We start from the raw sequence: 10,574 nt of genomic DNA, 5'->3' as shown, positions 1-10,574 counted from the left end.
TCAGGAGTGCGGCGTGAACCGCTTCGACGCACCTCCTGCAACAAACAGAAGCGGACATCTGATGTGCTACAAAAACCGGACAACTTGAAAAGCTACCGACAGACACAGCCGCGGGCGGCCCCAACAGGCGCATCCCTACGCATCGCACCGATAGTCCCGGTTCTCTGCGCGGTCATCGGCCAGACTTCACCCAGGCATGGTCCAGCCAGCGGGGCAGGTGCTGTCTTGGCTTGCGCCGGCATACCGCCCTGGCTCGCCAGTTGCAAACAGGGGTTGCATCTGGCAGCGGAATGACGAGGATCGGCCTGACCCAGGCACCATTTGTGCAGGCAGGAGTTTCGAGGGAGGGAACATTCATGCGGTTTCTTGCGGCAATCTTTCCGCGGCAGGTTTTTTCCATCCTGTTCCTGTCGGCAATTCTCGCAGCCTGCACCGTCGTGGTGGATGATGAGGGGCCGGGGCCGCGCCCGCCACGGCCGGGGCCGCAATTCTGCACTAGGCAATATGACCCGGTCTGTGCCCGGCGCGGCGGCGACCGCCAGACCTTCGCCAATGCCTGCCTTGCCGAACGGGCCGGATACCGCATCATTCGCGAGGGCGAGTGCCGCGGCGGTGGTGGTGGCGGTGAGGAGCAGACATTCTGCACCCGCGAATACCGCCCGGTCTGTGCCCGTCGCCATGGCGAACTGCGCACATTCCCCAACGAATGCGAAGCCCGCGCGGCGGATTATCGCGTCGTCGATGACGGGCCCTGCTAGCGCACCGACCTACAGCCTGGCCGGATAAGCACCATCTGGGGGCCGGCGTAGAGCTCAGCGCCGTTCCCGTTGGAGATGCGCAGGCGACGCAGATCTGCGGCACCATCAGCATGTGAAGCAGCGTTGCGGCGCGTCGGCTCAGTTGGCCGGGTTGTCGACCGGTTCGAGATTGTCTTCCGTGGTGACCCGCTCATAGGTCTCCTGATCGCTGCGGATGCGATATTGCGGCGAGCCGTCCTTGACCGGCAGCCGGCTCTTGATCTGGAACAGCTCCGCGGTCTTTTGGGCAAGGCCGGTGCGGCTCTTCATGCGGACGGTCTGGCCGACGGTGAAGATATGCGCCGGCGTGTCCGTGCGCCGCGCATTCTGCTGGAAGCGGATCATGTGACATTCTCCTGGTCGTGCCGAAGCGCTGCGTCGAGCTCGGCATGGTCAATGGCGACAAGCTGGCTGGTCGCGCTTTTCACTGTCCTTGCCGGCAGATGGATGAAAGTGGCGACGCGGCGCCAGGCAGGCCAGGACATGCCGTCGATCAGTTCTTCGTCGTGGTCGATGTCATAGTCGCCGGCCGGCTGCACGCCATCCAGCCCGCCAAGCACGAAAGGTGCCGCGAAATGCGCTATGGAATGGGTGGTGCGAGCAGACATTCTTGTGCCTCGAAGTTCTCGCTTGTGCCTTGAAGTTCTCGTGCCTTGAAGTTTCTTTCCGGCCTGCCCCGGAAGCGGAGCCTGCATTGCGGTACCAGGTGTCGGCGATTTGGATAAGTTTGGCGGGCCGAGAATCCCTGACACCGCGGGGCCAAGCATGGCCCAAAACGGTTTCATACCAATAGTCTGAAAATACGGCTTATTCAAGAAGTTTTCGGCCTCTTACCCCTACCAACGTCAAATTACTTTTCTATAGTTATCCGCAGAACGATGATACGGTCCCGGTGCACCTCAAAAATTGTTTGAAGAACTTCCGAAAAAATTCCTCCGGCATTTGTATTTATCTAGCAATGGAAGGAAGAGAGTCATGAACTCCGCAAGAACACCGGATGTCCCGACAGTTGCAGTCAGTCCTGTCGCAAAGCCGATAAAGGTCTTGTCGCCGCGTCTCACGATAAGAAGCGACGAGGCGGCAAGGCGAAGGATTGCCGACACCGACGGCACGGCGCGGCGGGCGCGCCAGCTTGCCGAAAGCAACCGCCTGATTTGACGCGCAAGCCATGACGCTCAATTTTCCCAATCCCAGCCGCTCCTATGACGCGGCGGCCAAGCGCATTCGTTTCGTCGGCCATGACGGCATGCTCGAAGTCCCGTTCTTTGTCGAGGTCGCGGCACTTTCGGCGGCAAACCCGGCAGCAAGCGGAGCCGAGGCCGAATTTCTCAGCGCCTTCGACGCCAAGCGTTCGTCGATCCACGAGATTGCGCGCCAAGCCTACTCGCACGGCCGCAGGAACATGTATGTGCTGACGCCGGCCGACTTTCGGTAGGCTCCCCCGGGTTCGAAGGTTTGCTTCGTAGCGACCGCCGTCTGCTCTTGCACGCGCCGCAGCGATGGCCTAGATCGCGGCAGGCGGACAACACGGCAGGTTTCCCATCAACAGAGATCCGAGACAACCGGCAGGCGCACGTTACGGCTCAGGCGGACAGCCGCCGCTGGGGCTCGACCAGCACGTGCAGCAGGCGCTGCAGCTGCACCAGGCCGGGCGCCGGCAGGAAGCCGAGGCGCTTTACCGACAGGTGCTGGCGCAAAAGGCCAACCACCCGGCTGCTGCGCATTTCCTCGGGCTTCTGCTGCACCAGACCGGGCGCAGCGCCGAGGGGCTGGCGCTGATCGAACAATCGGTGCGTCTGCAACCGAACAATCCGGATTTCCTCAACAATCTCGGCACCGTGCTGCGCGACCTCGGCCGGGTCGCGGCCGCCGCCGATCTCTTCCGCAAGGTGGTGGCGATTCGGCCGGACCAGCTGGCGGCGCGTGACAATCTCGGCTCGTCGCTGAAGCAGCTCGGCCAATTCGAAGGCGCCGAGGATATTTATCGCGGCACGATCGGCCGCAACCCGTTCCATGTCCGCGCCCGCGTCGGGCTTGCCGAGACGCTGCAGGAAGCGGGCCGGCTGGATGAGGCATTGGCTGTTTTTCGCGAGGCGCTGACGATCCGGCCGAAGGATGCCGATCTTTTGCACGGCCTGGGCGTCGGGCTGATGGAAAAGGGCAATCTCGACGAGGCTGCGGATCTTTTCAGGCAGGCGCTGGCTGTGGACCCCGGCATGGCGAGGGCCTGGCTGATGCTTACCCAGGTCAAGCGCCAGAAGGAGCGCGACGCCGAGCTTGCCCGCATGGAGGCGGAGCACGCCAAGGCGCCGCAAGGCAGCCTGGCGCGCATGCAGCTTTCCTTCGGCCTCGGCAAGGCCAATGACGACCTCAGGGATTATGGCCGCGCTTTCGACTATTTCGCCGAAGGCAACGCGATCCGCCGCCAGGGCATCGACTACGACGCCGGCAAGACGCGCGGCGAGTTCGAGGCGATGAAGGCGGTGTTCGACAACGCCTTTTTTGAAAGGCACAGGCCGAGCGGGATAGCCGACGACACGCCGATCTTCGTCGTCGGCATGCCGCGTTCCGGCACCACGCTGGTCGAGCAGATCATCGCCAGCCATCCGCAGGTCTACGGCGCCGGCGAGCTCAGCATATTGAAGACGGCGGTCGGCAAGCAGTTTCCGCTCAGCATGAAGGGCGGCTTTCCCTGGGGCATCGCCGACATGCCCGACAAGGCCTATGCCGAGGCCGGCCAGGCCTATCTCGACATGCTGCACGCCCGCTATCCAGGTTCTCGGCACGTCACCGACAAGATGCCCGGCAATTTCCTCTTGGTGGGCTTCATCCATTTGATGCTGCCGAAGGCCAAGATCATCCATTGCGCGCGCGATGCGGCGGCGACCTGCCTGTCGATCTACAAGGTGCACTTCCGCGGCGACAGCCATCGCTACGGCTACGATCTCGACGAGCTCGCCGATTTCCACAATCTGTACACCGACATCATGGCGCACTGGCACGCCGTGCTGCCTGATGTCGTGCACGACGTTCGCTACGAGGATTTCGTCGCCGACCAGGAAGGCCAGTCGCGGGCGCTGATCGCCCATCTCGGCCTGCCGTGGGACGACGCCGTGCTGTCGTTCCACCAGACCGACCGGCCGGTGCGAACGGCGTCGGCTGCGCAAGTGCGCCAGCCGATGTATCAGGGCTCGGTCGACCTGTGGAAGCGCTATGGCGACCGGCTGAAGCCGCTGCACGACAAACTTGATCGAGGGGCGCCTACAGCTCGATGAAGGGCTGAAAACCGCCAAAGATCATGCGCTTGCCGTCGAACGGCATGGTCTCCCAGTCCGACTTGAGGCGCGGGTCGGCCATCACCTTGGCCATCACCACGTCGCGGCTTTGCCGCGATTCATAGACCACCCACGAGAAGATGACGATCTCGTCGTCCTTGGCCTGAACGGCACGCGGGAACGAGGTGAGCTCGCCATAAGGCACGTCGTCGCCGACGCATTCGACATAGGCAAGAGCACCGTGCTCCTTCCAGACGGCGCCGCCGGTTTCCGCCAGCTTCTTGTAAGCATCGAGCTTTGCCTTCGGTACGGCAAGTACGAAACCGTCGACATAGGACATCTGATTTCCTCCATGCGATCGTTTTCCTCTCCCTCTGGAGCGGGAGAGGTGATTTCAGACACAGCCTGTGTGGAATGCTAAGCCTTCTTCACCGGTGCGTTCATTGCCCATTCGACGCCGAACGGATCACGCATATTGCCCCAGCGGTCGCCCCAGAACATCACCTGCAACGGCACGACTTCCTCGCAGCCCGCCTCGATGGCCCGCTTCCACCAGGCGTCGATGTCGTCGCTGCCGAGATGGAGCTGCATGGTGTAGCCCTGCGGCTTCACAGCGGCCATTCCATGCTCGGGATAGAAGTCGGAAAGCATCAGGGTCGAACCGTTGATGTGGAGATGGATATGCATGGTGCGGCCCTGTTCATCCGGCGGATAGGCAAAGACCTGCTCGGCACCGAAGGCCTTTTGGTAAAATTCTGCGGCTTTGAAAGCGCCGTCCAGCTGAAGGTAGGGCGTCAATCCGCCAAGCACTTTGGCGGCGGGCTGGGTCTGCGGCTGGTCATTCATGTCATGCTCCTCTTTGCGTCTGGTTTGCCTTTGCGAACCACAGGACGAACGGAACGGCGACGATCCTACACGGCCGATGGTTTTTTGGATTCGAAATGGCGCCTGCCGCGACGGCCAATTGCCACCCTTCAACCTTCGATGCGAATCCGCGGGCTGTTTTGCGCGTCTATGACGATTTCCGGCCAGCCAATATCTTTGCGCAGCTCGATCGGCAATGAAAGGATGGCGCGTTCGCTGCGATAACGGGCGCGAGCCGCCGAGTAACGCGTCACGGCGTGACCTATGGATGACAGAATAGACATGATGCTTTCTCCTCGATTGGCGCCGGCATCACCGTGTCGGCAACCCAAGGACGTGGCATGCGATCATCATCCGACAGAGCGCCGGAATTTTTTTCCGCAAGCCTTCAGCCGCCGGCTTCGGCAACCTCCCGGAAGAACTCCTCCGGGCTGTCGATCTCGGTCAATCGCCGTTTCTCGATCAGCCAGAAGCGGTTGCCAACCGCGCGGATGAAGGAGCGGTCGTGCGAGGCAAGCAGGCAGCTCGCTTGATGTTCCAGCAATTCCGCTTCCAGTGCTTCCTGACCATCGATATCGAGATGATTGGTCGGCTCGTCGAGTAAATAGAAATTGGGATTGGCGAGCCTCAGCGCCAGCATCATCAGCCGCGCCTTCTGTCCGCCCGACAGCACGCCGATCCGACGCTCCTGCATGTCGACGAGCATTATGCAGTCAACGATGAATGGTACCTGAGAAGCCGACGTCCTCTTGCACCCATTGGGGTGTTCGGCAAAAATACTGCCGGACCAGCGTGGTGTTACGCGGCTGCGGATCTTCTGGATGCGACACAGAGAACCACTCTACCGACGGGAAAACACGCGAACCCACGGCGTTCGCCATGGCGGCGGCGACTACAAATTTTCCCGGCATATCAAGAAAGAGGACAAGACGAGCCGCGGCTCCATGCATGGCGAAAAACAATGGGGCCGCGACTACACGCCGTTGTTCAGATTCCTGCTTTCGAAAGTTGGACAGGATTGGTCCGATGTTCACAGTCAGGCAGTGGCGCGACTGGATCGACCGGACCCGATTTTCTGGATCGTTGCACTCAACGATGCCGACAAGCACTCGTTCGTCCGAGTGGGAGAAAATTCATATTACAGTGGCCTGTACTTGGATCAGGACAATCGCCTGGCGCTGGTCGATCCCGAACTCAGGTTGGAAGACATGAAGCCAAGCTGTTCCTGTTGTACACAAACGTTCAATGGTGTTCCATTCATCCGAAAATACGAAGCAGGTTAGGGCAGAGCCTCGCCGCGCCTTTCAGCCTCACCTGATCCCTGCGGCCCAAGCCACCAGGTCGTCCTCGCCGCTGCGCAGTCGCTTCATCACGCGTTGCATGGGCCAGCAGGTAACGCCGCTTCCAACTTCGAGAGCCGCGTTGATTTCCCCTTCGGGATCATCATCATTCGTCAGCCAATGCCCACCAAGTTCCCTGCGGAGCACCTCGCCGCAATAGCTGCCCAACGCAAACAAGCGCGGCCCGATATCTTGCGACATCAAACCGCCGGAGATGGGCTCCCCGTCCTTCGTCTGCTCGCGAAAGAAGCGCTCCACCTCCGATATGCTCCGTGGTGTGAAATTCGCGTCATAGCCCGAACTTTGCAGTGCTTTGGATATCCACTGCGCGGCTATCGGAATGTCATCCTGCAAGCGCCGCGGCGCGTTCGTCGTTTGAGACGCCGCGCGGGGCGGCAGGAAAGCTGCGGCGACGGCTGCGAGAAGTCCAAAGAAACGACGCGTCATCATCTGCACCCACCCAAGCGATGGCATGAGAATAGCGGTGGCTTCAAAGGAGCGCCACGGCGGATTGCCGGAGGCAATGGCAATGACGGTTGGCATTCGGCAGGACTGTCCCACGGACCTCAAGTGGCCACCGCTTACTCCGTATTCCTTGTTCAAATCCAGCAGGAAATGTCCGAACACCGAGCTTCTGCCGAGATCGACAACGATCACAAGAAGGGCGTTGAACCTGCCGGTGCCAATCAAAACCTGATCAAATCGGTTTTGGGCGTCTCGGTAGACATAGTGGACGTCGTTCAAATATGGCAGCCCGATCTCATCCAGATCCAGCGCCTCGACATATGGCCATATGTCTACTGCAGCCTCTGCCGTGGCGGTGACGTTCGTCATAGGCTCCGCGAAGCAAGCCTTGAATTCGTCTTCCTGAAGTCTGCGAGTGACGACCATCAAGCATTCTAGCCACCGGTTGAGAATGCTCGCAACAGGTATGCAGCCCGTTTACCGCCCCGGCCGACCCGTCTTGCCAGGCCGGCGCTTTTCGCGGCGGGCGTCGGCCGGGTCTTCGTAGGAGCCGATACCACTGCGCTGGCGGACAATGGGTTTGGCGGAATCGTTGCGTTCCTTCGCGCCCCCCTCTGCCCTGCCGGGCATCTCCCCCACTTGGGGGGAGATCGGCTGCTGCTTCGCCGGAACTTTTCCCTCGACCGGCTTCTCGGTGCGCCGCACGGTCATCTCGTCGAGCGAGTTCTTCTTGAACAGCGGCTTGGTCGGTTCGCCCGGGATGCCGAAATCGGAGCCGTGCGCCTCTTCGGCCGACTGCTTCTTGAACAGCGAACGCGACACTGCGCCGGCCGGAGTCGGCATATCCGTGCCCGGCCCCATGGCGTCGAGCGAGGGCTTCGAAAACAGCGGCTTCTTCACCGGCACGGCGCCATCGGCACCCATTTCGTCGAGCGCCGGCTTGCGGAAGAGATTGGGCCGGGCCGCCTCTTCGGCGGCACGTGCCTCGTCGAGCTTGCGGAAACGCTCCTGTTCCTCTGATGTGCGATGTTTGGCCACGCCTTTGTTGTGCTTGCCCTTCTCGCGGCCCGAGACTGGGCTTTCCATGTCGGCATATTTGGCCAGCGGATCGTCGGAGATGGACAGCTCCATCTCGCGCAGCCGCTTGATCTCGTCGCGGATGCGGGCTGCCTTCTCGAAATCGAGGTTGGCGGCGGCGTCGCGCATCTGCTTGTCCATCGCGTCGAGATGCGCCTTCAGATTGTTGCCCATCATCGCGCCGGCACTGTCGGTGAACTGCGAGATGTCGGCGCGGACATGGTCCTTCTCGTAGACCGAGTCCAGGATGTCCGAAATGCGCGACTTGACCGATTCCGGGGTGATGCCGTTGGCCGCGTTCCACTCCATCTGCTTTTCGCGGCGGCGGTTGGTCTCGGCCATCGCCCGCTCCATCGAGCCGGTGATCTGGTCGGCGTAGAGGATGACCTTGCCGTCGACGTTTCTGGCGGCACGGCCGATGGTCTGGATCAGCGATGTCTCGGAGCGCAGGAAGCCTTCCTTGTCGGCGTCGAGAATGGCGACGAAGCCGCATTCGGGAATGTCGAGGCCTTCGCGCAGCAGGTTGATGCCGACCAGCACGTCGAAGGTGCCGAGGCGCAGGTCGCGCAGGATCTCGATACGCTCCAGCGTGTCGATGTCGGAGTGCATGTAGCGCACGCGAATGCCCTGCTCGTGCAGATACTCGGTCAGGTCCTCGGCCATGCGTTTGGTCAGCACGGTGACCAGCGTGCGGTAGCCCGCCTTGGTGGTCTCGCGGATTTCGCCGACAACGTCGTCGACCTGGCTCTTGGCCGGGCGCACTTCGACCGGCGGATCGATCAGGCCGGTCGGGCGGATGACCTGTTCGGCGAAGACACCGCCGGACTGCTCCATCTCCCAACCGCCGGGCGTTGCCGAAACCGCGACGGAAAGCGGGCGCATGGCGTCCCACTCCTCGAAGCGCAACGGCCGGTTGTCCATGCAGGACGGCAGGCGGAACCCATACTCGGCCAGCGTCGCCTTACGGCGAAAGTCGCCGCGATACATGCCGCCGATCTGCGGTATGGTGACGTGGCTTTCGTCGACAAAGACCAGCGCATTGTCGGGGATGTATTCGAACAAGGTCGGCGGCGGATCGCCCGGCTGGCGGCCGGTCAGATAGCGCGAGTAATTCTCGATGCCGGCGCAGGAGCCGGTCGCTTCCAGCATCTCCAGGTCGAAGCGGGTGCGCTGCTCAAGTCGCTGCGCCTCCAGCAACCGACCGGCCCGTTCGAGTTCGACCAGCCGGTGCTTGAGCTCTTCCTTGATCGATTTGATGGCCTGATTGAGGGTCGGACGCGGCGTCACATAGTGCGAATTGGCGTAGATCTTGACGCTCTTCAGCTCGCCGGTCTTCTGTCCCGTCAGCGGGTCGAATTCGGTAATCGCCTCGATCTCGTCGCCGAACAGCGAGATGCGCCAGGCGCGGTCCTCGAGGTGGGCCGGGAAGATCTCGATCGTGTCGCCGCGCACCCGGAACGAGCCGCGGACGAAGTTGATGTCCTGGCGCTTGTACTGCTGGGCGACGAGGTCAGCGAGCAACGCGCGCTGGTCGAGCCGGTCGCCGATCTGCATCTGGAAGGTCATCGCCGTGTAGGTCTCGACCGAGCCGATACCGTAGATGCAGGACACCGAGGCGACGATGATGACGTCGTCGCGCTCGAGCAGCGAGCGCGTCGCCGAATGGCGCATGCGGTCGATCTGCTCGTTGATCGAGGATTCCTTCTCGATGTAGGTGTCGGTCCGGGGCACATAGGCCTCAGGCTGGTAATAGTCGTAGTAGCTGACGAAATACTCGACGGCGTTTTCCGGGAAGAATTTCTTGAATTCGGAATAGAGCTGCGCGGCCAACGTCTTGTTGGGCGCCAGGATCAGAGCGGGGCGCTGCGTCTCCTCGATCACCTTGGCCATGGTGAAGGTCTTGCCCGAGCCCGTGACGCCGAGCAGAACCTGGGTGCGGTCGTTGCTGCTGACGCCCTCGACGAGATCCTTGATCGCCGTCGGCTGGTCGCCGGCGGGCTCGAAATCCGAGACCATCTTGATGGCGATGCCGCCTTCGGATTTTTCCGGCCGGGCGGGACGGTGCGGCGTCCACAGCACGCCGTCCTTATGCAACGGATTGCCGGATTCGATCAGCGCCGACAGCGCCGCGACGGTGGCGGTGACGCCGCCCGAGGCCATTGTCTCGGCCTCTTCCAGTGAGACATCGAGGCCGGCGACAGGGTTGAGACCGGCCGCAGTGCGCTCCCGCGCCGAAGCCGCGCCGCCCATCGAGGTACCGCGTGCCGTACGGCCGGGGGAAGAGGAGCGCTCGGGGATTTTCTTGGCAGACTTGGCGCCTTCCCTCCCCCTCGAGGGGAGGGTGGCGGCGGAGCCGCCGGGTGGGGTCGGTGCGGCAGTACTCGACGTTCCTTTGCGTCCCGCGCTGCCTCCGGCGACCCCCTCTGTCGCCTTCGGCGACATCTCCCCCTCGAGGGGGGAGATTTGGCGCCCTTCCTTCTCGGCTTCCTGCTCTATCTGCTCGGCCCAGTCGGCGATCGAGCCGGTCAGCGGGGCGCCGGTGAACTCGGTCTGCGGCGCCTCGGCAAAGCCGCCCTTGTACAGGGGCTCCGACGCATCGAGGAAATCGGTCAGCGGACTGCGCCGCTTGGGCGGTGAAGCGCGCTCGTCATTCGCCGGCGGAGGCGTTTTCTTGTCGGACAGTCTGGCCATGGCCCGAATATGGGAGGTATCGGCCAAAATGGAAAGAGCGGAGTGGCGGGTGGCGCGAGGCGCAA

13 protein-coding genes are annotated in these 10,574 nt (G+C 62.2%); 5 read left to right on the top strand and 8 right to left on the bottom strand.

Annotated features, from left to right (window positions below; all coding sequences use genetic code 11):
* The first annotated feature begins 356 nt into the window (after positions 1–356).
* Positions 357–758 carry a Kazal-type serine protease inhibitor family protein gene (locus tag NKI29_RS25640; protein WP_023678409.1) on the top strand — a complete coding sequence of 134 codons (402 nt, stop codon included), beginning with the start codon at positions 357–359 and terminating at the stop codon, positions 756–758.
* 138 nt (positions 759–896) lie between these two features.
* On the opposite strand, the gene NKI29_RS25635 is transcribed toward NKI29_RS25640, so the two are convergent.
* Positions 897–1,142, bottom strand: a complete 246-nt coding sequence (locus tag NKI29_RS25635) for a hypothetical protein (protein WP_023678408.1) — start codon at positions 1,140–1,142, stop codon at positions 897–899.
* Positions 1,139–1,405, bottom strand: coding sequence for a hypothetical protein (locus tag NKI29_RS25630; RefSeq protein WP_023678407.1), 267 nt, complete (start codon positions 1,403–1,405; stop codon positions 1,139–1,141). Before NKI29_RS25630 ends, NKI29_RS25635 begins: the two co-directional genes overlap by 4 nt.
* A gap of 367 nt (positions 1,406–1,772) precedes the next feature.
* On the opposite strand from NKI29_RS25630, the gene NKI29_RS25625 reads away from it, so the two are divergent.
* The 3 genes from NKI29_RS25625 to NKI29_RS25615 all read left to right on the top strand — a co-directional run bounded on the left by NKI29_RS25625 (position 1,773) and on the right by NKI29_RS25615 (position 4,072).
* Positions 1,773–1,955: a hypothetical protein gene (locus tag NKI29_RS25625; protein ID WP_023678406.1), complete on the top strand. Its 183-nt coding sequence runs from the start codon at positions 1,773–1,775 to the stop codon at positions 1,953–1,955.
* A gap of 10 nt (positions 1,956–1,965) precedes the next feature.
* Positions 1,966–2,232, top strand: coding sequence for a DUF1488 family protein (locus NKI29_RS25620; RefSeq protein WP_023678405.1), 267 nt, complete (start codon positions 1,966–1,968; stop codon positions 2,230–2,232).
* A 184-nt stretch (positions 2,233–2,416) separates the two neighbouring features.
* Positions 2,417–4,072: a tetratricopeptide repeat-containing sulfotransferase family protein gene (locus tag NKI29_RS25615; protein WP_352797584.1), complete on the top strand. Its 1,656-nt coding sequence runs from the start codon at positions 2,417–2,419 to the stop codon at positions 4,070–4,072.
* On the opposite strand, the gene NKI29_RS25610 is transcribed toward NKI29_RS25615, so the two are convergent.
* The 4 genes from NKI29_RS25610 to NKI29_RS25595 all read right to left on the bottom strand — a co-directional run bounded on the left by NKI29_RS25610 (position 4,059) and on the right by NKI29_RS25595 (position 5,714).
* Positions 4,059–4,412, bottom strand: coding sequence for a DUF1428 domain-containing protein (locus NKI29_RS25610; protein WP_352797582.1), 354 nt, complete (start codon positions 4,410–4,412; stop codon positions 4,059–4,061). The two genes, NKI29_RS25615 and NKI29_RS25610, sit on opposite strands and share 14 nt — an antisense overlap.
* Before the next feature lie 77 nt (positions 4,413–4,489).
* Positions 4,490–4,918: a VOC family protein gene (locus NKI29_RS25605; protein WP_352615584.1), complete on the bottom strand. Its 429-nt coding sequence runs from the start codon at positions 4,916–4,918 to the stop codon at positions 4,490–4,492.
* Between the two features lie 128 nt (positions 4,919–5,046).
* Entirely contained in the window at positions 5,047–5,220 is a 174-nt protein-coding gene (locus NKI29_RS25600) for a hypothetical protein (RefSeq protein ID WP_352797579.1), read from the bottom strand.
* Positions 5,221–5,324: 104 nt separating this feature from the next.
* Positions 5,325–5,714, bottom strand: coding sequence for an ATP-binding cassette domain-containing protein (locus NKI29_RS25595; protein ID WP_352637252.1), 390 nt, complete (start codon positions 5,712–5,714; stop codon positions 5,325–5,327).
* Positions 5,715–5,757: 43 nt separating this feature from the next.
* Here NKI29_RS25595 and NKI29_RS25590 point away from each other — a divergent pair, with 43 nt between their 5' ends.
* Positions 5,758–6,219 (top strand): hypothetical protein, encoded by a 462-nt coding sequence (locus tag NKI29_RS25590; RefSeq protein WP_352690638.1) that lies wholly within the window; start codon positions 5,758–5,760, stop codon positions 6,217–6,219.
* Positions 6,220–6,246: 27 nt separating this feature from the next.
* On the opposite strand, the gene NKI29_RS25585 is transcribed toward NKI29_RS25590, so the two are convergent.
* Positions 6,247–7,170, bottom strand: a complete 924-nt coding sequence (locus NKI29_RS25585) for a hypothetical protein (protein WP_352797577.1) — start codon at positions 7,168–7,170, stop codon at positions 6,247–6,249.
* Between the two features lie 48 nt (positions 7,171–7,218).
* Positions 7,219–10,509 carry an excinuclease ABC subunit UvrB gene (gene uvrB / locus NKI29_RS25580; protein WP_352797575.1) on the bottom strand — a complete coding sequence of 1,097 codons (3,291 nt, stop codon included), beginning with the start codon at positions 10,507–10,509 and terminating at the stop codon, positions 7,219–7,221.
* Between the last annotated feature and the right edge of the window lie 65 nt (positions 10,510–10,574).

The organism is Mesorhizobium sp. M0678, from assembly GCF_040320505.1.
GTDB lineage: Bacteria > Pseudomonadota > Alphaproteobacteria > Rhizobiales > Rhizobiaceae > Mesorhizobium.
Note: the sequence above shows the minus strand (reverse complement) of the source record. Positions and strands in the feature narration are given on the sequence as shown.